Origin of the sequence: Solibacillus sp. NPDC093137, from assembly GCF_050280445.1 — a bacterium.
GTDB lineage: Bacteria > Bacillota > Bacilli > Bacillales_A > Planococcaceae > Solibacillus > Solibacillus isronensis_B.
Genome location: NZ_JBNNVH010000011.1, coordinates 13,728 through 36,147, shown reverse-complemented (window position 1 = coordinate 36,147; position 22,420 = coordinate 13,728). Strand labels below are relative to the sequence as shown.

Below are 22,420 nucleotides of genomic sequence, written 5' to 3'. Positions count from 1 at the left end.
TCCTTATCGTTCTTCGAGTTCTGTTACCATATCGCGCACTTCTTGGATATTGCGCATTTTATTATCCCAACATTTTTGACTTAAATCGACTGGATATTCCTCGGGATTTAACGAACGTTTATATTCATCCCAAAGTAAATCCAAGTTGTTGAACGCATATTGACGGATTTCCATTAATGTTGGATTTTCATAAACAACTTCACCTTTATCAATCACTTTTCGGTGTAATTCCTTCGCCTCAAAGTTCGTTACGAATTTTGAGATAAATGTATGCACCGGATGGAACATTTTAATTCGTTCTTCAGCAGCAGGATTTTCATCAGCCATCGCAATGTAGTCCCCTTCTGATTTCCCGCTTTTTTTATTAATAATCCGGTAGACTCTTTTTAAACCAGGTGTCGTTACCTTTTCAGCATTAGCTGAAATTTTAATCGTATCTTCCATTTCACCATGATCATTTTCGATGGAAACCATTTTATAGACAGCACCTAGAGCAGGCTGGTCATATGCAGTAATGAGTTTTGTACCAATTCCCCACATGTCCACTCGGGCACCTTGCGCTTTTAAGTTTAAGATCGTATATTCATCCAAGTCATTTGAAACGATAATTTTCGCATCAGGGAAACCTGCTTCATCAAGCATTCGGCGTGATTCCTTTGAAAGAAAGGCAATATCTCCGCTGTCTAAACGAATTCCGATAAAGTTAATTTTATCGCCAAGTTCTTTTGCTACTTGGATCGCCGTCGGAACACCTGACTTTAATGTATTGTACGTATCAACTAAAAACACACAGTCTTTATGACGCTTGGCATAGGAATGGAATGCATCATAATCGTTTTTATATGCTTGAACTAATGCATGTGCATGTGTACCCGATACAGGAATATTAAACAGTTTCCCTGCTCGTACATTTGAAGTAGATTCAAAACCGCCGATTACTGCGGCACGAGCTCCCCAAACAGCTGCATCCATCTCTTGCGCGCGTCGTGTACCGAACTCCATTGCAATTTCCTTATGAACAACTTGTTTGATACGGCTCGCTTTTGTCGCAATCAGCGTTTGATAGTTTACGATATTCAATAACGCTGTTTCAATCAGCTGTGCTTCCACTAGCGGCGCTTCAATTCGCACAATCGGTTCGTTTGCAAAAACAAGTTCACCTTCCTCCATCGAATACACGGAACCTGTAAAACGAATCGTTTTTAAGTATTCGATAAAATCTTCTTTATAATGAAGTTCATCTCGTAAATATGCGATATCCGTTTCACTGAATCGAAAGTCTTTTAAATAATTCAGCATGCGCTCCAAACCAGCAAAAATTGCATAGCCGTTCCCGAACGGCAATTGTCTGAAATACAACTCAAATATAGCTTTTCGGTTATGCATTCCGTCTGCCCAATAGCTTTCCGCCATATTAATTTGATATAAATCGGTATGCAAAGCAAAACTATCATCTACATACTTTTCGTTCATCGTAAGTTCCCTTCTTCCAAAACATAATTTAGTCATAGTATACACTATCTTCAATTAATTCGAAGTATGAAGATTATTTCTTCCATGTGACCTACTTTTACATGGCAGTTAATTTTGCTGTGCTGGTTATATAGTTTTCCCCAATTGACTAAATAAAAAACGTTTCGAAACTTCAGTCGGGCAATCAACTTCCGGATTTCAACCATCCAACAAACCTTATCCCACCTTCCTTTTTTTGACATCATCTCACAATGCGATTAAACCAATCGAAAATCCATGTTAATTTTCCTTACATTAGTTATTGATTTATCCGAAAATTCAATTTATCATGTTAGATAACATAACACAAGGAGTTGTTGAGCATGAAAAAAATTGAAGCGATTATTCGACCTGAGGTGTTTGCACAAGTTCGAGAGGGGTTAGCTCTTGAAGGAATTGATGGATTAAGTATTTCCGAGATTGCCGGAGCTGGGCGACAAGAGGGAAAAATCGGATTGTTCCGCGGAAACTCTTTCTCAATGGAATTTTCGCAAAAGCTCAAGCTCGAGATGGTTGTTGACAACGCAAAAGTTCAACCGATTATTGATGTATTATTGCGTGAAGCTTCTACAGGTGAAGTTGGTGACGGTAAGATCTTTATCTATCCTGTAGAGCAGGCAATTCGTATACGCACAAAAGAGCTTGGCTCAATTGCAATTGACTAAAAAAGTGTACCTAAAAGGAGGAGTTTTTAATGACGAATGAAGCATTGGAATTATCGATTAACTTAGTTTGGGTAATGCTTGGGGCGTTTTTCGTATTCTTCATGCATGCGGGATTCGCGATGGTGGAAGCAGGATTTACACGCTCTAAAAATGCCGTCAATATTTTAATGAAAAACATTTTAACAATTTCAATCGGGGGTCTTGTCTATTTCGCAGTCGGATATGCCATTATGTTCGGTGAAAGCTCCGGCGGATTGATCGGCACTTCCGGTTTTGCATTAAGCGGTGTAGATGATATCGCATTTTTCGTATTCCAGGCAATGTTTGCTGCAACATGTGCAACGATCATTTCAGGTGCTGTTGCTGAACGTACAAATATTATGGCCTATATCGCCTTGGTCATTATCATGACAGCAATTATTTATCCAGTTGTCGGGCATTGGGTATGGCAAGGTGATGGCTGGTTAACTTCTTTAGGCTTCGTCGATTTTGCCGGCTCAACTGTTGTACATTTAACTGGTGCTGTTGGAGCTCTAGTAGTTGCAGCAATCGTCGGTCCTCGTGTCGGGAAGTATGCTAAAGGTGTTGTAAACGTTATTCCCGGTCACTCCATTCCACTTGGCGCATTAGGTGTTTTCATCCTTTGGTTAGGTTGGTATGGCTTTAATGGTGCATCAACATTGGCAGCAGATCCAGCATTAGTTCCTGGCGTTATTGCAAATACTTTCTTATCTGCATCTGCTGGTGTAATTGCTACTGCATTTTATACACGTCTTCGTTATGGCTTTATTGATGGTTCTTTAACACTAAACGGTGCTTTAGCTGGTTTAGTAAGTATTACTGCCGGTGCTGCTAACTTAAGCATTGTCGGATCTATTATTGCAGGTGCTGTTGGTGGCGTTGTGTTAGTAGAAGCGGTCCGCTTTATTGAACATAAACTAAAAGTGGATGATCCGGTTGGTGCTGTTGCTGTACATGGTGTAGCTGGTATTTGGGGTACGTTAGCAGTCGGATTATTTGATACTGCTGGTGGCGGTCTATTTTACGGCGGAGGTGCTGAATTACTAGGCGTGCAGGCATTAGGTGTTGTCGCAGTAATTGCGTGGACTGCGAGTACTGTTGCCATTGCAACATATATTATTAAAGTATTTATCCCTCTACGTGTTACACACGAAGAAGAAGTCCAAGGTTTGGATATTGCAGAACATGGCGCATACGCTTATGAAATGCAGGAAACTTTTAAAGGTCTTACAAAATCAAATGACAGTTTTGCCCAACGTCTAACGAACTTAGGAAGAGTTCCTACTCCTTCTAACTTACAAGATAGCGGGTCTAAAACTAAAACAGGGTTCCCGAATTCTTTAAGCTCTACCAAGAGCTAAAAGCGAAATGTGTGCCCCCTTCCCCCACACATTTTCGAACCATTCTTTCAATAAATTATAAACTCAACAAGGAGCTGTTCTGAAAGTTTTTTCAGACAGCTCCTTGTTATTTTGCTTTCTTTACTCAATAGGATTATCCTAATATATAGAAATTGATAGTGAAGGAGCAACATATGATAGAAAAGGTATTCACTTTAACAATGTAGCGTTTAACCGCATGCAGAAGATTAAAACGGGTATTAATTAAGGCAGCTGTTCGTAATCTACGAAAATAGCGCTATGGTATAATTTTAAGAAAATGACGAATTTTAAGGAGATGTTTTTATGGCATTACGTGATTTTTTCATTTCATTATCTGAAAACCAAACTCTTACTAATGCAGCGCAGCAATACGGTTTAAAATTGGGTGCACAAAGCGTTGTTGCAGGGACAACTATCGAAGAAGTAATCGAAAGTATTCGTAAATTAAACGAGCAAGGGATTTCTTGCACTGTTGATAATTTAGGCGAATACGTTACTGATGAGTCAGAAGCAACACAAGCGAAAGAAGAAATCTTAGCTATGATCGAAGCCATTCAGGTTGAAGAATTGGATGCACACATTTCCTTGAAACCTTCACAGCTAGGGTTGGATATCGACATTGACCTCTGCTACGACAATTTATATGAAATTGTGGAACGTGCCCATGAATACGGCATTTTCGTCAATTTTGACATGGAAGATTATAAGCGACTTCAGCCTTCATTCGATATTGTGGAGGAACTTGCAAAATCGTTCAATAATGTAGGAACAGTCATTCAAGCATACTTCCACCGCGCAAAAGACGATATTGAAAACTTTAAGGATTTCCGTCTACGGGTTGTAAAGGGTGCCTATAAAGAATCGGAAGAAGTAGCTTACCAGGATAAACTTGATATTGATATCAACTTTATCGAGCTGATTGAATATCATTTAGCGCACGGACATTTTACATCGATTGCCACACATGACCACAATATCATTAAGCATGTGAAGTATTACGTTGAGCAATATGATATTCCGAAAGAAAAATTTGAGTTCCAAATGCTTTACGGGTTCCGTAAAGACTTGCAGCTGGAACTTGCACGCGAAGGCTATCAAGTATGTGTATATGTACCCTACGGCAAGGACTGGTACGGCTATTTCATGCGTCGCTTAGCAGAACGTCCACAAAACATCAGTCTCGTCACTAAACAAGTGTTCAATAAAAAGACAAACACTTTACTGGCAGTAGCAGCGGGAGCATACCTTCTCGGGCGATTAACGAAAAAGAAATAAAGGGCTTACCTCAATCAGAAACCCCCTCATTTTGTTCACAGACAAAATAAGGGGGTTATTTAGTACTTAAATTAGTTTGAGGCTTCTTTTCAATTACATCTTCTTTTTATTCCAGCCTTTTTCTTTGAAGCGTGCGATCGCTTCAATTCGATTACCTACACCAAGTTTATCAAGTATGACAGAAATGTAGTTTCTTACTGTACCTGCCGATAAATAAAGTTCTGCGGCAATTTCCTTTGTCGTTTTCCCTTCCGCAACAAGTTCCAGCACTTGGCTTTCCCGTTCTGTGAGCGGGTTTTCACTATCATCTTCATATACAAAATCCACTAGCTCCGGTGCGTAAATGCGGCGCCCATCCATAATGATCCGAATGGAATTGACAAGCTCCTCAATCGGACTGTCCTTCAATAAATAGCCGCGCACTCCCGCTTTTCTAGCACGTTCAAAATAACCTGGCCGCGCGAACGTCGTTAAAATAATGATTTTACATTCGCTTCCCCTTAACGCTTCGGCAGCATCCAGCCCAGTTTTGATCGGCATTTCTATATCCATAATACAAATATCCGGATTTAATTCTGTTACCATTTCAATTGCTTCTTCACCGTTTTTTGCAAGGCCGACTACTTCCATATCCTCTTCCATGCTGAGCAATGATTTCATCGCCCCAAGCAGCATTCCTTGATCTTCAGCAATTACAATTCGAATCATTTCACGTTCTCTCCCTTTTGATGCGTGATCGCCAACGGTATTTTCAGCACGACCGTCGTCCCTTCATCGCTCTCTATTTCAAGTGAACCATTGATAAATTCAATACGCTCCTGCATCCCTTTTAAGCCATTTCCACCGAGTAATGTATTGGAGTATTCAAAGCCAACCCCATTATCCTGAATCGTCATTTTGAATTCATCATCACTTTGATAAAAGCTAATACGGCAAATCGTCGCTTTACTATGTTTGACGATATTTGTAACTGCTTCCTTCAAGCACATACTAATAACATTTTCCGCTAAAATCGGCATTTTGATTTCACTTTTATCTCCATTTAACCGCAGTTTAATCTGTGCAGCTTTTAATATTTGTTCCACACGATAGAGCTCTTCTTCCACCCTTACTGCGCGCATATCGGCTACAAGCTCACGTACTTCTTTTAGCGCGACACTCGCAGTTTGGCGAATATCCTTTATTTCTATAATGGCTTGTTCCGGACTTTTCTCAACCAGTCGTGCTGCCAAGTCACTTTTTAAACCAATCATGGAAAGTTTTTGACCAAGTGTATCGTGTAAGTCGCGTGCAATACGCTGACGTTCTTCAATAACCGTCAATTCTGAAATACGTTCCCGCGCTGTTTCCAGCTCACCCTCCAGGTTTTCCCGTCGCGTTCTTGAAAAGAGCGTAAACGGTAACAGCACAACACCCAGCACATTAATAATAATAAATGGTGTTTGCGATAAAAATAAGTCAAGGAAGATGAAGTAACCCCCGACAATCGAAAGAACGGTAAAGCCTATATGTAAGCCATACATAATATAAAACCCAACTGGCTGTTTAATATTACCGATGAAAAACGCGGTAAACAATGCCAAATATACGTAGCCAAATACAAGTGTCATTGCGATATTCAGCAACATTTGAAAGCTGATCCACATATACTTCAGCCCAGGTCTGGCACTGAATGAAAAATAATGACATAAGAAATAACTAAAAATTAAAGTGATCCCTAAAATAATCTGCCATAATGTGAACGATTGTATAATGAAGAAAAATGGCATAATACAAAAGATTATCCATATATAAATACTCAACATCGGACTTTTCGGGATGATACTATACCATGTTTGCATAATTGCCTCGATTCTCTTTTTACCTATATTCTATAATAAAACAGGTACCTCAAGCTATAAATTGAGGTACCTTAATTTTTGTATAAAGTTAGTTCGCAACAGTTCGGTTACGCGATCCCTCAAGTTCTGCCGCTTCTTTAAATGTAATAAAGCGGTAATTGTCGGCATCGTATAATTTGTAGCGAATTGATTCTAAGCTTGTCTTTAACGTAATCGTCGTTGCCTGTTGAAGCGGCTTGATCGACTCATGTGCATCTTCCAGCTTATAGTTCGGTACACGCGGTGACAAATGGTGTACGTGGTGGAAACCGATATTTCCTGTAATCCATTGCAGTACTTTCGGTAATTTGTAGTATGAGCTTCCTTCTACTGCAGCTTTTACATAATCCCACTCCGAATCAACTTCAAAGTATGAATCTTCGTAAGTATGCTGAATATAGAACAGCCAAATCCCTAATGAACCTGCAATAAACAATGTTAAACCATGTACTAATAAGAATGTTGACCAACCAAATATTAAAATAAGGGTTGTACAAATAACTAATAATGCGATGTTATTGAAATACGTGTTTAAGCGCTCTTTACGTTTTGCATCTTTACGATTGAAACGATTCAGTATAAGTACCATAAATAGTGGTCCTAAACCGAACAGGACAATCGGGTTGCGATATAAACGATAACCTAAACGACCTAATTTTGACTTTTCAAGGTATTCATCAACTGTCAGCATATCGATATCGCCAATCCCGCGCTTATCCAAGTTTGAACTTGTCGCGTGGTGAATCGTATGCTCGCGTTTCCACTTTTCATAAGGGAACGATGTCACAATACCTGTAATATTTCCGATAATGGCATTCGCCTTTTTGCTTTTGAAGAATGAACCGTGTGTACAGTCATGGAAAATAATAAATGCACGAATAACAAATCCTGAAGCAAGGATACTACATAAGGCCGTATACCAAGGAGAGTACTGGAGCAATACATAACCTGCCCCCCAAATTAATACAAGTGGTACAAGCGTATTTAATATTTGTTGAATACTAAGTCGCGTTTCTGATTTTGCAAACGGCGCAACATCTTTTCTCAGCTGCTTTGTTTTATCTGCATGTGTGCTTACCATGTGTCGATCCCTCTTTTCACAAAATTATTAACCTCATCATATAAAAAGAACGAACATGATAAAACGCTCAAACATCATATATTTTTTATGACAGATGTCATATGACCTGGTAACAACTCGAGTACCCTTTAGTTTTCCTGGGGATTTTCCGGACCATCCAAATCTAATTGATAAAACACTAAATCCAGCCATTTCCCGAATTTATAACCGGCATTGCGGATTGTTCCGCTGTATAAAAAACCGAATTTCTCATGTATTTTAATACTGGCGATGTTTTCTTTATCGATACATCCAACCATTGTCTTTATACCTTTTGTATTTGCTTCCTCTATAATTGCGTGCATCAGTTTACTGGCAATCCCTTTTTTATAATGATTTTTATGCACGTATACTGAATGTTCTACTGTATAAAGGTTTGCTGGATAATCACGGAAACTTCCATACGTTGCATAACCCGCTACTTCACCGTCTTCATCAAATACGAATAGCGGATAACCTGAAGCCTGTTTTTGTTCAAACCATCTTAAGCGGTCTTCCAATGTTTGTTCCTTGTACATGTAAATCGCTGTGGAGTTTAGGATATTATCATTAAATATTTCCAAAATCGTCGGTATATCTTCTTTTGTTGCGCGTCGAATCATCATCTTTTCCTCCTAAAGGTTGCAAAACCGCCTTACCTTAAATAAGGTAAAGCGGTATTTTTGAATCAATTATACATTAAAATAGCGTGCATCCGGGTGAGCAAACACAATCGCCGATACACTTGCTTCCGGCTCCATCATAAAGCCTTCCGTTAAATGTACGCCAATTTTTTCCGGTTTCAATAGAGAGAACAGTTTTTCCTGGTCTTCCAGATTTGGACATGCAGGATAGCCAAAGCTAAATCGTTGTCCTTGGTATTTCGCTGCAAATCGGTCACGCATCGTAAAGTCCGTTGCATCCGGGAAGCCCCATTGGTCACGGATTTCCTGGTGAATACGCTCCGCAAAGCCTTCCGCAAGTTCAAGTGCAGTTGCTTGTAATGCATGGCTCTCCAAGAACTTGCCTGCTTGTTTCAGTTCTTTTGCTTTTTCGCTTACCCCTTTACCCGCCGTTACGACCATTAATGCAATATAGTCCATTTCACCACTATCAACCGGCTTTAAATAATCCGATAAACATAAATATGGTGCTGCTTGCTGGCGCGGGAATGTAAAGCGTTTAATTTCCGTTTTTGCATCTTCCGGACTGTACACGACAACATCATCACCATCGGATTGTGCAGGGAAGAATTGATACATTCCTGAAGCACTCAATCCACCGCTTGTTAAATAACCATTCACTAAATCGTTTAATAAAATTGCGCGGTCATCCTGATCTGCAAGCAATTGCTCCAAGTTTCCTTTAAGCCCTAAATGATGCCCGATCAATGTACGCATATTCACATACGGGTGTAAATGCGCTACCGAATAATCCGGCTTAATATGCGGCACTAGATCTTTTGGCTTCCAAACAGCGGTATCTCCCACTGTTCGAACCGGCTTTTCTAGTACTGCCACTGCCGGACGTGCTGCACGCTTCGCATCCGATTCCAGACGTTTTTCTCTTGCATCACGTAATTCTTCTATTAATACTTCACGCTCGTTTGTATTCATTAAGCGATTTGCCTGGTCCAAACCTTGCATCGCATCTTTTGAATAGATTACCGGTCCATCATACTGATCGGCAATTTTCGTTTCAGTAAAGCGACGTGACAATGCCGCGCCCCCTACTAATATCGGAATATTAATACCCGCTTCTTTAAAGTCTTGTGCCGTAATGACCATTTGCTGAGCAGATTTTACAAGTAAACCTGACAAGCCGATAAAGTCGGGTTTTTCTCTTCGAATTGTTTCAATCAACTGTGCAGGTGTTACTTTAATTCCTAAATCTACAACACGATAGCCATTATTGCTTAAAATAATGTCAACAAGGTTTTTCCCGATATCATGAACATCGCCTTTTACTGTCGCCAATACCATTGTTCCTTTATTGGCGCTCGTATCGCCCTTTTCCATAAACTGCTCTAAATGAGCTACAGCCGCTTTCATGACACCGGCACTTTGAAGTACTTCTGCCACAATCAGCTGGTTTTCGTTAAACAGCTTACCGACTTCCGCCATCCCTGCCATTAATGGTCCGTTAATAATATCAAGCGGTGTATCGAACTTTTCAAGAGCTGCATTTAAATCTTCAATTAACCCTTCCTTCGTACCTTCCAATATGTAATACGCAAGGCGTTCTTCCACTGTCGCCGGCAATTCTTTCACGACTGCATCCTTCTTTTTATCGCGGTAAAAGGCAGTAAATACAGCGAGTGTTTCATCATTTGTATTGAAGATTAAATCGTTCGCCAGCTTGATTTCCTCTTCAGGAATCGATGCATAGCGCTCCAGTTTTTCAGTATTTACAATCGCATAGTCAAGGCCAGCCTGTGTACAGTGATATAAGTACACTGCATTCAATACTTCGCGTCCAACTGGCGGTAGACCGAACGAAACATTACTAACACCAAGCACTGTTAAGCAGCCAGGTAAATGTTCTTTAATAAGGCGAATTCCTTCGATTGTTTCCTCAGCAGCACCGATATATTGCTCATCACCTGTACCTACCGGGAACATTAACGGGTCAAAGATAATATCTTCTGCTGACATGCCCCATTTTTCTGTTAAGAGCTTATAAGAACGCTTCGCTACTTCAAGCTTTTGCTCACGTGTAATAGCCATTCCAGTTTCATCAATCGTACCGACAACAAGCGAAGCCCCATATTTTTTCACTAGTGGCATAACAGCATCGAAACGCTCTTCTCCATCTTCCAAGTTAATCGAGTTAATAATGGCCTTCCCTTGTGAAAACTTCAGTGCGACTTCCATTACTTTTTCATCTGTAGAGTCAATGACAAGCGGCACTTTAACTTTTTTCACAACTTCCTGCATGAAGTTTTTCATATCTTCTACTTCATCACGGTCTGGATTTGCTAAACAAATATCGATGACATGTGCCCCGTTTTTAACTTGTGCACGCGCAATTTCCGCAGCTTCTTCAAACTTGCCGTCAACAATCAGGTTTTTGAATTTACGAGAGCCGATAACATTCGTACGCTCCCCGATAAATAACGGACGCATAGATTCGTCGTATTGTAATGGCTCGATACCTGATACGACATGTCCGTGTGTTACGTCTTTCGGCTCACGCGGTTTATAGCCATCTACAGCTTCACGGATCGCTGCGATATGTGCTGGCGTTGTACCACAGCAGCCACCGACGATATTCAGCCAGCCTTTTTCTGCAAAGCCTTGCAGTTTTTTCGATAATGAATCCGGCGTTTCATGGTAGCAGCCTTCCTCGTCCGGTAAACCGGCATTCGGATAACAGCTAATATAGCCGTTCGAAAGCTCTGCCAATGAACGGATATGATCGGTCATAAATTCCGGACCTGTCGCACAGTTCAGTCCGACAGACAATGGTTTAATATGCTCGATTGAAATATAAAATGCTTCGATTGATTGCCCGGCAAGCGTTGTTCCCATTGGCTCGATTGTCCCTGAAATCATGACAGGCAGCTCTTTGCCGAGTTCTTTAAATGCACGGTGTATCGCAATCGTTCCTGCTTTAACATTCAGCATATCCTGGGAAGTTTCCATTAAGAGAAGATCCGCCCCAGCTTCGATTAGCGCTTTTGCCTGGATATAAAAGTTTTCTTCCAGCTCTTCAAATGTAATACCGCCTGTTACTGACAATGTTTTTGTCGTAGGGCCGATTGCACCTGCGACAAAGCGCGGCCATTCCGGTGTCGAAAACTCCTTCGCTGCTTCTAGTGCAATTTCAACCGCCTGCTTATTAATTTCTACCGCTTTGTCCCCTATGTCATACTCATCCAGAACAAGCGGTGTTCCGCCAAACGTATTTGTACAAATAATATCAGCGCCTGCAGCTAAATATTCACGGTGAATTTTGCCTAAAACATCGGGTCTCGTAAGTACCAGGTTTTCATTACAACCGTCTAAGTCTTCCCCGCCAAAATCTTCATATGTTAGGTTTTCTGCCTGAAGCATCGTCCCCATGGCACCATCAATGATAAGTATTCTTTTTTGTAATTGCTCATGAATTGGGTGATTATACATTCGACTGAACTCCTTTACTTTCCACATCATATTGTTTTACATAGTCCATTAATTCCAGCGTCATATCATAGCGTAAAAACGGTGTAATTAAATAAATACCATTAAAATATTTGCATGCCGTATCGAGCAGCTCTTTCGCAATTGCGATTCCTTCTGCTGTCGATGCTTCCTTGTCGTCCCCGCAGGCAGCCATACGCGCAAGTACTTCATCGGACAATTTAATGCCCGGTACTTCATGATGTAAAAATTCCGCACTGCGTGATGAAGTAAGTGGCATAATCCCGATATAAATCGGTGTTTCCAAATTCTTAGTCGCCTCATAGATTTCGATAATCTTTTCTTTCGTATAAACCGGCTGTGAAATAAAGTAATCTGCACCATGCTCGATTTTCTTCTCTAAACGGGCAACAGCACGGTCCAACACACGGACATTCGGATTAAAAGCAGCGGCCACCGAGAAATTCGCCTGTTTACGGAGTGACTTCCCAGTAAAAGAACCACCTTTATTTAACTGCTTAATTAAGGAAATGAGCTCCATTGACGAAACATCATATACGCTCGTCGCCCCCGGGAAATCCCCCACTTTTGTTGGGTCCCCTGTTACGACCAGAATATCATGAAGCTCCAAAGCATCAAGTCCCATTAAATGTGACTGAAGCCCAATTAAATTTCGGTCACGGCACGTTAAATGCGGCAATGAACGAATTCCGTGCTCTTTTAAAATAGCGGCCATCGCGATATTGCTGATGCGCGGCGAAGCAAGTGAGTTATCAGCCATCATAATGACATCGGCTCCCGCTTTTGCCAGCTGTTTTGCCCCTTCGACAAACCCATCGATTTCCAGGTGACGCGGTGTATCCAGCTCAACAATAACAGAGCGTTCACGTTTTGCTTTTTCGTGGAGCGGCTCTTGTTTACGTGGCTCCGGAATACGGACGAATTGTGTAGACCTGTGTTTTTCTTCCTTCGTTTCGATTGGTTGCATATTCGCCAAACGTTTTTTTACGGCTGCAATATGCTTCGGTGTCGTCCCGCAGCACCCGCCAATTAAACGGACTCCTTGGTTTACAAGTTCAACGGCTGCACGTGCGAAATAGTCGGTTTCCGATTCATAGACAACACGACCATCTTCAATATCTAATAATGATGCATTTGGGTAAGCCGATAGAAAGGCCTTTTTCGGTAAATTGACTCCTTCAAATGCCTGAATCGTATGGAAAGGACCTAATCGGCAGTTACTCCCAACAATATCCGCACCTAGTCTTTCCAAATCCTGAAGTGCTTCATTTAAAGACATTAAATTTTGAAGGACACCCGGCTCCTGCATTGTCACTTGGGCAATGATCGGTAAATCAGTCATAGAACGTAATAGATGGACACAATGCGATAATTCTTCAAAATCGTAATACGTTTCCAGTAAGAATCCATCTGGTTCACCAGCTAGTAATACTTCCGCTTGTTCTTGGAACGCAGTTAAAATTTCGTCTAATGTCGCATCACTTTTTCGGATTCCACGAATACCACCGATTGTCGCCAGCACATATTGTCCATCCAGGGAAGCAGCACGCTTTGCAATTTTTAACGCAGCTTCATTAAACTCCTTAACACGATTTTCATAGCCATAACGTGCAAGCTTAATTCGGTTGGCTCCGTATGTATTTGTCTGAATAATATCTGCACCCGCCGCAATATATTCACTATGAATTTTTTCTATAATATCAGGACGTGCAATATTCATCTCTTCATGACAATAATCCAATCCATATGAATAAAGAAGTGTTCCGATTGCCCCGTCTGCTGTTAAAACCCGTGTTTGTAATTCTTCAAGTAAACCCATTGCCTTCACTCCATCATTTACAGTATTTTCAGTATATTAACGATACAAAAAAGCCTTCTTTCATTAAATAAAAGAAGGCATAATAGTTATCAACTTAATCCCTTCTCATCTTCTGGCATTTGCCACTGGATTTAGCACCTGACTTAACGTTGGTTGCTGAAGTTTCATCGGGCCAGTCCCTCTACTTCTCTTGATAAGAAAATAATATGAATTTTTAAAATAATTAAATGAATCATAACGTTATCTAATACTTCCGTCAATACCCTTTAGCCGAATGAAGTATTTCTTTACATAATTCGACTAATAATTTGTTCAGCTGTTTTTTTTCCATTTAAAATACAGGCACCGATTCCTACTCCGAAATAGGCACATCCCGCTAATAGAACATTCGGGTAATCATTTGCCAGCTGCTGTATAACTTCCGATAATGCTTCATTATGCGCCAAATCATAGCGGGGCATTTGGTCAACCCACTTTGTTACATTGACGACTGTCGGCTCCGCTTCAACACCTAAGCTAACACGTATATCTTCCAGTGCAACTTTCGTAAGTTCTTCATCAGACATAGCAGCCAACTCTTCATAACGCGGATTAATATTTTTATAAAACAGGCGAACAAGTAAATTACCTTCCGCCGATGTATGTTTCCATTTACGGCTCGTCCATGTTGACGCATTGCAAACTAAATCACTATTATGCGAAACGATAAAGCCTGTACCATCTGCCGGTAAAATATCATCCGGTACATCAAAGCCCAAATACATCGTTAAAGCAGATGCCGTCGTGAACTTTTTCAACTGTTCTTCCAGTGAGTCATCCTGTATGACATGACGTACTGTTTCATTTGGAACAGCCAATACAACAACATCCGATAAAATTATTTCTTCTTCCAGCACGACTTCATATTGCTCTTCTTTTTTACGGATTTGCTTTGTTACTGTATTTTTCATGAATTCAACTTCCGGCAGTTGTTCCTCTAAGCGATCGATCAATGCCGATAAACCTGAGCGGAAAGAAATAAACTTCTTATTCACAGCTTTTTCAAATTGCTCTCGATGTGCTTCGAATCCTTTAATAATCGATCCGTAGTTGTTTTTATAATCCACTAAATAAGGCAATGTGGAAGCCAGGCTTAATTGATATAAGTCGCCTGAATAAACACCCGCTAATACAGGGGCAATTTGCTTGCGGACAATTTCTTCCCCTAAAAAATACTCCAAAAACGTACCGATCGAGCTTTCTTTTGTAAATTTAGTATTCGGGATTTCTAAATCTTGAAGTGCTCTCTTCTTTCCTTCTTCAGAAATTAACGTACTCGACATGAGTGATTCCACACTCATCGGAATACCGAATGTCGATCCTGCCGGAATTGCATGGAGCTCATTATTCGTATGAATGTAAGAAATTCCTGTTTCGTTATAGACAAGCTCTGATTCAAAATCAAGCTCTTTTACAAGCTCTAAAACCCCTGGATGGCGAGCTACAATTGAGTCAGCCCCCGTTTCCATAATAAAACCTTTATCCTTTTCGGAATGAATTTTCCCGCCTAAATATGCGTTCTTTTCAATCAGTATTAACCGTGCTTCCACATTTTGCTCATGCATTTTATTTTTCAAATAATGCATCGTACATAGCCCGGTAATCCCGCCACCTACAACTACTACTGTTTTCATATCCATTCTCTCCTATTTCGTTCGCTTCTCTTTTATAAGTATAAACTTTTTTATGCGAAATATGGTCAGTGGGGTATTACAATTTATAGAACCACATAAGAAAAACCATCCTACCAAAAAACTATGTTAGGATGGCCTCTTAATTTATTTATAAGATAGTTGCTTTGTTAGGGAAATAATTTCTGCTTCCAAAGACGTGGAGCGTTTATCAAAATAACGTATACGTTCACTACTGCGATTTTCTAAATGTTTATTTAGATCTAACATATTCACTGCATCGCTCGCAAACAGTTTTAAAGTACGAACACCAGACTCAATTTTCCGAACTTCTTTACCATATATAAGTGCGGTATTATCTGCTGTTTTACCCTTCTTCAATTCCAAAATATTAGTATTGATAAGCTCATCAATCTGATTGTAACGTTTGATTTGTTTATCCGTCATCATTTGGATTTTTTGCTTGTATTTAACAACATCTTTATGATCTAATCCTGTTTGGACATAACTTTTTAAATATTCAACGATTGTACATAGCGTCGTCAGATTCTCTCTCTGTTCTAATAGCATTTGTTGTAGTTTTTGAATACTATCCTCATTGTGTTCAGAAGAGAATTGATGGACTGCAAACATAAACATGGAAATTCCCCCTTCTTAATACTTTCCCCTTATAATATATTTCCTATTTCTCACTAAAATTAAACCTATTTTTCCCCATGAAATGGGTCTAAATTATGACAGGGAAATAGGAAATTAAAACTTTTATTGTCTCTATCACATTATTATTCATATATATCGTTATTTAGAACTATTAGCTTTTCCCGCCACTTGGATGCTTCAGCTGCATCCGTCATCTCATAGTAGCTTAAAACTTTTTTTGTCGCTTCTAAATCACCAAGTAAACTTGCCTTTTTATAGTAATGGGTTGCTTTTTCGTTATCTTGGGTTACACCATAACCATATTCATAGCAGTAGCCGATATTAAATGTTGCATCGACATGAAACTGTTCACTCGCTTTTAAAAACCATTCCAACGCTTTTTCGTTATCTTGCTGTTGCCCTAGTTCTCCTGAAAAATAAATCATACCAATGCGATACATTGCCTCGACATCTTGCTGTTCTGCACTGCGAGAATAATAGGCAAAGGCCTGTGATTCATCACATTCGGTTCCCAATCCTTGTTCATACATCATTCCGAGTGCAAACATCGCTTCAGCGACACCTAATTGCGCAGCTTTCTTGAACCATCTGAGCGCTTGTTGTTCGTCAACTGTTGTTCCTTCACCGTTCAAATACATATCTGCTAAATTATTCATTGCATCACGGTGACCTAATTGTGCAGCACTTTTGTAGAGTAAGAACGCCTGATGCTCGCTGCCTTTTTCACCAAGATCCTCAAAATAACAGTTTCCTAGTTCATACATAGCTTCACTATTTTGCCGCTTACTTGCCTTATCTAGCAAGTCGTACATTTCGTCATATTGTCCATATTCTTTATATAACAATGCGATATTAACGATTGCCTGCTCGTCCCCTTTAAATGCCGATTCAAATCGTTCAAGCCACTTTTCCTCATGCTCGATTTCATGTTGTTTCAGCCAGGTTTTAAATTGATTGTGCTCCATATTATTCACTCTTCTCTTTGCTGAAAATAATCCAGTAAGTATTGTTTAAATTCGGATACTGCTGGAGGCAAATAACGATTTTTCGCCCATGAAACACAGACTGAGCGATAGCAGGGCGGATCTAACTTCAAACGTTTTACTTTATAATGATCAAGCCCTTTAATATTCGGTATTACGGATATACCCATTCCCGCACCGACAAATCCCGCTACTGTATGCATTTCTTCAGCAGCGAATGTTGTGTTTAACACAATGCCCCGCTCTAAAAAAAGCTCATCCACTAATTGACGGAGCGAATTCCCCTTTTTAATCGCAATAAATGGTTCATTCTTTACTTCCTCAAATTTGACAGCATCTTGCTGTGCTAATGGATGTGTTGTCGGGACAATAACAAACAGCTCTTCCACAAACAATTCTTCTGTTTCTATTTCAATTACTTTTGATTCTATTTTTTGCGATAGGCACAAATCGATGGCTCCTTCTTCAAGCCGCTTTAATAGGCTTAATGAAGTCGCCTGTGTCAAAGAAAATTGCATATTCGGAAATGCCTCACTTGTTGAAGCAATCAGTTCCGGCACAATCTCCATACCGAGTGTATGAATAAAGCCAAATGATACTTCTCCAGAACCCGGTTTGATAATATCTTCAAATTCTTCTTTAATACGATCGTATTCATCCAAAATGACATTGACACTTTGCAAGAAAAGCTCGCCAAAACGGTTCAGATAGATGGATCTTCCTTCGCGGTTAAAAAGTGGTACTCCCAAATTTTGTTCAATGTTCGCGATGGACTTACTTAACGCCGGTTGGGAAATCGCTAAAACTTCTGCCGCACGTGTCATATGTTGCATTGTAGCAACGGTTTTGAAATATTGAAGCTGTTCAATCTCCATTTTACATACCTCACATCATTCATAACTTTTTTGCATCGAAACAATAAAAATAATAAATTGTACTTATATATTAATACCTTTATAATAGTCGATAACAAGAGCTTTTCATAACAAAATTATTTTAAAATTTCAAGCATTTTTTTGAAGATATATAAAATTGACATAAAAAAAGGGGTCTAATTGACAATGAAACTCATCGCGCCGAAACCTTTTACAATTGAATCCGGGAAACGTGCTGTTTTATTACTGCATGGCTTTACCGGCAATACAAATGATGTAAAACGTTTAGGAAAATATTTAGCGGATCGTAACTATACAGTACATGCACCATTATATAAAGGCCATGGTGGTGGCCCTGACTTATTAATTCAATCACAACCCGCTGAATGGTGGGACAGTGTTATAGAAGGCTATGATGAATTGCGTAATCGTGGCTATGATGAAATTGCGGTAGCAGGTGTTTCTCTCGGCGGCATATTCTCTTTAAAGCTTGGTGAAGAACGTCCGACAAAAGCGATTGTTACAATGTCTGCTCCAGCAACAGCAAAATCAACAGATAGTTTACAAAATCGTATTATTGACTATGCTATTAACTATAAAAAGTTATCAGGCACTTATGATGAGACAGTTGATAGCCGTAATAAAATTGCTGAACTTGTAAAAATGCCTTCATTAAACTATTTACAAAATATGATTAATGAAACAAGCGAAAAACTTAATGTTATCCAAACACCAGTCCACATTTTACGTGGCTTGGAAGATGATGAATATTATTGTGAAAGTGCCGACTTAATTTATAGTTCAGTAAATTCACGAATTAAATCAGTTAAAACTTTCATTAATTCCGGACATATATTAACATTAGGTAAAGAACGTGAATTAGTGTTTGAAGAAATTTACCGTTTCTTTGAAGGGTTAAAGTGGAAAGAATAATCGTTAGCCCACTTTAGCTTATACATGGCATTGTGTCCCCTTGCAAAAATCCCCGTTTTTGCAATGATATAGACGAGTTTGCTTTTGTTTACTCGTCAGCAAAAAACGAGCGTTAAATGGATCCCCGTCCATTTAACGCTTGTTTTTTTATTTTTCATTTATTGCTAGCACTAAAATTTTCGCCACTTGAGCACGTGTTACATTGCCTTTAGGTGAAAATGTTGTAGCACTTATTCCCTGTACTACGCCCGTATCATATAAAAATGTAATTGCTAACTGTGCTTCACGATCATAGTTCGCAATATCATGGAAAGGTGCCTGTTTTGCAGGTATATATTGCTGACCTGCTTGAACAGTTGAAAGACGCATTAGGATCAATGCTAACTGTGAACGTGTAATTTTACCTTGTGGATTAAAATACCCGTTATTTTCTTTTATTAAGCCAGCTTCATATGCAGCGGCAATTCCATTTTGAGTTTGCTGTGCATAATGACTAATATCTTTAAAAGGGGCTTTGTTTGTTGCAGTTAATCCAAAGGCCCGTGAAATGACAGATATTACTTGAGCACGCGTCATGTTGGCATTCGGCTGGAATGTACCATCCTCATACCCATTCATAATACCTTTTGCATAGGCAACATCAATATAATCTTTACCCCAATGGTTTTGAATATCAGTAAATGGCGCTTTAACAATCTCGCCTTCCGTAGGATCTTCTTCTGACTCTTTCATCAAGGCATTCAAATAATCATTCATCATCGCATCTGCTACAACTTGATAACCCGCTTCACTTAAATGAATATTTTTAGGGTTCGGTAAATACGTTTTTGCATCCGTAGCGATCTGTGCAGCTACTTCAGTAAATATGCCACCATTTTTTTCTACAATACTCTTCATTGAATTATTCAAAGTCGTTACTAGCATGCTTAACTGTTTTTGAACTGCCGGATCTTCGATATATGGAAACGGATTGTAAAGACCCATCACAATCATATCAACTTCGGGATTAATTTTATAAATGCTGTCGAAAATCTTTTTATAATTCACTGATACATCCTGAATGCTCTTAATAACACCTGCAGTATCAAAGCTAAATTCACCGGATTCAGAGCGATTTACATTTTTCAAAATATCATTTGCTCCTACACTCAATGTAATTAGGTCTGCCTGTTGTATTGCATCCTTGATTGCTACTGTCTTTTGCGAAACACCATTTAAATCGTATATAGGCTTAGTTACGTTTTCTTCAATACCCTTTAACACATCGACTGTTGTAAATCCTGGATAAGAAAACCCTTTATTGAATATAACTTCACTTTTCTGCTCTTGATAATTTTTAGCAAGTAAGTCTGCATAACCAAAACCAATCTCACCGTTTTCATTCATTCCCGCTGCCAGCGAGTCACCAAGTGCTACATAATAAAGCGACTTACTTTCATCTTCTGCCTGCGCTATATTTGTTAATGGTAAAACGAGTTGTAAAACCAGTACTAATGTCAGTAATACCGAAAATTTCTTCATCCAATTCCCCCTTATTTTGGAACCTTTCCATATTATAATTTATGAGTTATTAAAATACAAAATATTATTAAAACAAAGAGGTTATGCCTGAAATACTACTTTCACATATATTAGAAGATCAACTTTTGGAGGATAGAAAATGATTTCAATTAGCTTATGTATGATTGTCAAAAATGAAGAAGCCGTGATTGCCCGCTGCTTAGATTCGGTAAAAGATTTAGTGGACGAGATTAATATTGTGGATACGGGATCTACAGACAATACAAAAGAAATTGTACAACAATACACAAATCGAGTGTTTGATTTTAATTGGATTGACAACTTTGCCGCAGCACGGAATTTTTCATTCCAGCAAGCAACGAAAGATTATATTCTTTGGCTGGATGCAGATGACATTCTTACCATTGAAGAACATGCAAAGTTTAAATCACTAAAAAATACTCTCGATCCTGAAACCGATGTCGTCTCAATGAATTATTATTTAAGTTTTAATGATGATGGAAATATAGCTTCTTTAATAAGAAGAAACCGCTTAGTAAAACGCGAAAAAAACTTTCAGTGGATTGGGGCTGTACATGAATATTTAGAAGTTTACGGAACAATTTTAGACAGTGACATTGGGGTTAGTCACCTCCCCCTTTCCCACGATACACATCGCAATATTGAAATTTATAAGAAGTTGATCCGTGATGGAAAGGAATTATCACCTCGCGATATTTATTATTATGCAAATGAACTTAAAGACCACCAGATTTATGAAGAAGCCATTTACTATTATAAGCAGTTTTTAACTACAAATTTAGGTTGGGTCGAGGACTGCATTCAAGCTTGTTATAAACTCTCTGATTGTTATGCAGCTATTAAAGATGATGAAAATAAAATCACTTCTGTTTTGAGAAGTTTTGAGTACGATATCCCCAGACCTGAAGCATGCTGTCGATTAGGCTTTCACTTTATGGAACAATCCAAAAACAAAGCAGCGATCTATTGGTATAAGCAAGCGTTAACAGTAAAAATCCCGCCTAATTCCCCTTTTAAAAATAACACCTATACTACATGGCTCCCTCATCTACAATTATGCGTCCTCTATGACCGGTTACAGCAATACGAGTTAGCATATTTCCACAATGAAAAAGCAAGAAGTTTCAAACCAAATGATGAAAGAATACTGTTTAACCAAAAGTACTTTAATAAGATTTTAAAAAATAACCATTCCTTAGAACCTTAAAATGGAGTTGTCTTATTTAAATTTTTTAAGAATCTGCATTTTAAAATATTGCTGTCTTCAATTTTACTGTTCTAATATAAACCTCTTTTACAAAAGTTATTTCCGGTTTTTATAGTTCATTGTCATAACTACTATATATTTTTTCGAATATATTATTTTGAAATAATATTTTTAATAATAACTACCTATGTAAAGGAGGCATTATATGGAATTCGACATAAGGAAATACAACCAAGGCTATTTAAAATGTTGCGGGGCTTATCATAAATGTTCTCCATACTGTGGGCGTAATACAGGTATAACCGGTCCTACTGGTCCTCCCGGTCCTGTTGGTCCCACTGGGCCTACTGGCGCTACTGGTCCTGCTGGTGGCCCTACTGGCGACATCGGGCCTACTGGGGCTACCGGGGAGATCGGACCAGCCGGAGCAACCGGCGCTACTGGTGATACTGGACCTACTGGACCTACTGGAGCAACCGGCGCTACTGGCGATACCGGTCCTACTGGAACAACCGGGGCTACTGGAGAAATCGGACCTGCCGGAGTAACCGGGGCTACTGGAACAACTGGTGCTACTGGCGACACTGGGCCTACCGGAGCAACCGGCGCTACTGGCGACATCGGACCTGTCGGAGCAACGGGGGCCACTGGCGATACCGGACCTGCTGGGGCAACCGGCGCTACTGGCGACACTGGACCTTCTGGAGCTACAGGAGCAACTGGTTCTACCGGGGCTACCGGGCCTTCTGGCGATA

The 22,420-nt window shown here is 39.5% G+C and carries 17 protein-coding genes, 1 pseudogene and 1 riboswitch; of the genes and pseudogenes, 5 read left to right on the top strand and 13 right to left on the bottom strand.

Going from position 1 to position 22,420, the window contains the following annotated elements; all coding sequences use genetic code 11:
- Window positions 1-3: 3 nt before the first annotated feature.
- A complete protein-coding gene (locus ACQKN3_RS19810) occupies window positions 4-1,473 on the bottom strand; it encodes a nicotinate phosphoribosyltransferase (RefSeq protein ID WP_427714281.1) in 1,470 nt (489 codons plus the stop codon).
- A 362-nt stretch (window positions 1,474-1,835) separates the two neighbouring features.
- Here ACQKN3_RS19810 and ACQKN3_RS19805 point away from each other — a divergent pair, with 362 nt between their 5' ends.
- The 3 genes from ACQKN3_RS19805 to ACQKN3_RS19795 all read left to right on the top strand — a co-directional run bounded on the left by ACQKN3_RS19805 (window position 1,836) and on the right by ACQKN3_RS19795 (window position 4,855).
- Window positions 1,836-2,177 (top strand): P-II family nitrogen regulator, encoded by a 342-nt coding sequence (locus tag ACQKN3_RS19805; protein ID WP_079523171.1) that lies wholly within the window; start codon window positions 1,836-1,838, stop codon window positions 2,175-2,177.
- A gap of 29 nt (window positions 2,178-2,206) precedes the next feature.
- On the top strand, window positions 2,207-3,559 hold the full coding sequence (locus ACQKN3_RS19800; protein WP_251691705.1) for an ammonium transporter: 1,353 nt from the start codon (window positions 2,207-2,209) through the stop codon (window positions 3,557-3,559).
- Window positions 3,560-3,883: 324 nt separating this feature from the next.
- Window positions 3,884-4,855, top strand: coding sequence for a proline dehydrogenase family protein (locus ACQKN3_RS19795; protein WP_427714277.1), 972 nt, complete (start codon window positions 3,884-3,886; stop codon window positions 4,853-4,855).
- A 93-nt stretch (window positions 4,856-4,948) separates the two neighbouring features.
- On the opposite strand, the gene ACQKN3_RS19790 is transcribed toward ACQKN3_RS19795, so the two are convergent.
- From ACQKN3_RS19790 to ACQKN3_RS19745, 10 genes are all read right to left on the bottom strand, one after another.
- Entirely contained in the window at window positions 4,949-5,563 is a 615-nt protein-coding gene (locus ACQKN3_RS19790) for a response regulator transcription factor (RefSeq protein ID WP_065216319.1), read from the bottom strand.
- Window positions 5,560-6,696, bottom strand: coding sequence for a sensor histidine kinase (locus tag ACQKN3_RS19785; RefSeq protein WP_427714274.1), 1,137 nt, complete (start codon window positions 6,694-6,696; stop codon window positions 5,560-5,562). Before ACQKN3_RS19785 ends, ACQKN3_RS19790 begins: the two co-directional genes overlap by 4 nt.
- Window positions 6,697-6,784: 88 nt before the next feature.
- A complete protein-coding gene (locus ACQKN3_RS19780; protein ID WP_251691699.1) occupies window positions 6,785-7,816 on the bottom strand; it encodes a fatty acid desaturase in 1,032 nt (343 codons plus the stop codon).
- A 128-nt stretch (window positions 7,817-7,944) separates the two neighbouring features.
- On the bottom strand, window positions 7,945-8,457 hold the full coding sequence (locus ACQKN3_RS19775; protein WP_427714295.1) for an N-acetyltransferase family protein: 513 nt from the start codon (window positions 8,455-8,457) through the stop codon (window positions 7,945-7,947).
- A 69-nt stretch (window positions 8,458-8,526) separates the two neighbouring features.
- A complete protein-coding gene (metH, locus tag ACQKN3_RS19770; protein WP_427714271.1) occupies window positions 8,527-11,958 on the bottom strand; it encodes a methionine synthase in 3,432 nt (1,143 codons plus the stop codon).
- Complete coding sequence (locus tag ACQKN3_RS19765) at window positions 11,951-13,795, bottom strand: bifunctional homocysteine S-methyltransferase/methylenetetrahydrofolate reductase (protein ID WP_427714268.1); 1,845 nt, start codon at window positions 13,793-13,795, stop codon at window positions 11,951-11,953. The genes metH and ACQKN3_RS19765 overlap by 8 nt, the downstream gene beginning before the upstream one ends.
- A 102-nt stretch (window positions 13,796-13,897) precedes the next feature.
- A riboswitch (SAM riboswitch) is annotated at window positions 13,898-13,995 on the bottom strand.
- An 87-nt stretch (window positions 13,996-14,082) separates the two neighbouring features.
- Complete coding sequence (gene hemG / locus ACQKN3_RS19760) at window positions 14,083-15,468, bottom strand: protoporphyrinogen oxidase (RefSeq protein WP_427714265.1); 1,386 nt, start codon at window positions 15,466-15,468, stop codon at window positions 14,083-14,085.
- A 144-nt stretch (window positions 15,469-15,612) separates the two neighbouring features.
- On the bottom strand, window positions 15,613-16,104 hold the full coding sequence (locus ACQKN3_RS19755; RefSeq protein ID WP_251691691.1) for a chemotaxis protein: 492 nt from the start codon (window positions 16,102-16,104) through the stop codon (window positions 15,613-15,615).
- A 143-nt stretch (window positions 16,105-16,247) separates the two neighbouring features.
- On the bottom strand, window positions 16,248-17,090 hold the full coding sequence (locus ACQKN3_RS19750; RefSeq protein WP_427714263.1) for a tetratricopeptide repeat protein: 843 nt from the start codon (window positions 17,088-17,090) through the stop codon (window positions 16,248-16,250).
- Window positions 17,091-17,095: 5 nt separating this feature from the next.
- Window positions 17,096-17,983: a LysR family transcriptional regulator gene (locus ACQKN3_RS19745; RefSeq protein WP_251691687.1), complete on the bottom strand. Its 888-nt coding sequence runs from the start codon at window positions 17,981-17,983 to the stop codon at window positions 17,096-17,098.
- Window positions 17,984-18,169: 186 nt separating this feature from the next.
- On the opposite strand from ACQKN3_RS19745, the gene ACQKN3_RS19740 reads away from it, so the two are divergent.
- Complete coding sequence (locus tag ACQKN3_RS19740) at window positions 18,170-18,916, top strand: alpha/beta hydrolase (protein ID WP_340733395.1); 747 nt, start codon at window positions 18,170-18,172, stop codon at window positions 18,914-18,916.
- Between the two features lie 147 nt (window positions 18,917-19,063).
- On the opposite strand, the gene ACQKN3_RS19735 is transcribed toward ACQKN3_RS19740, so the two are convergent.
- Entirely contained in the window at window positions 19,064-20,437 is a 1,374-nt protein-coding gene (locus ACQKN3_RS19735; protein WP_427714258.1) for an S-layer homology domain-containing protein, read from the bottom strand.
- Window positions 20,438-20,576: 139 nt separating this feature from the next.
- On the opposite strand from ACQKN3_RS19735, the gene ACQKN3_RS19730 reads away from it, so the two are divergent.
- The gene (locus ACQKN3_RS19730) at window positions 20,577-21,665 is read left to right on the top strand and encodes a tetratricopeptide repeat-containing glycosyltransferase family 2 protein (protein ID WP_427714256.1); all 1,089 of its coding nucleotides are present in this window, start codon (window positions 20,577-20,579) and stop codon (window positions 21,663-21,665) included.
- A 261-nt stretch (window positions 21,666-21,926) separates the two neighbouring features.
- On the opposite strand, the pseudogene ACQKN3_RS19725 reads toward ACQKN3_RS19730, so the two are convergent.
- Window positions 21,927-22,420 (bottom strand): annotated as a pseudogene (locus ACQKN3_RS19725) (mucin 17-like protein); the annotation flags it as partial.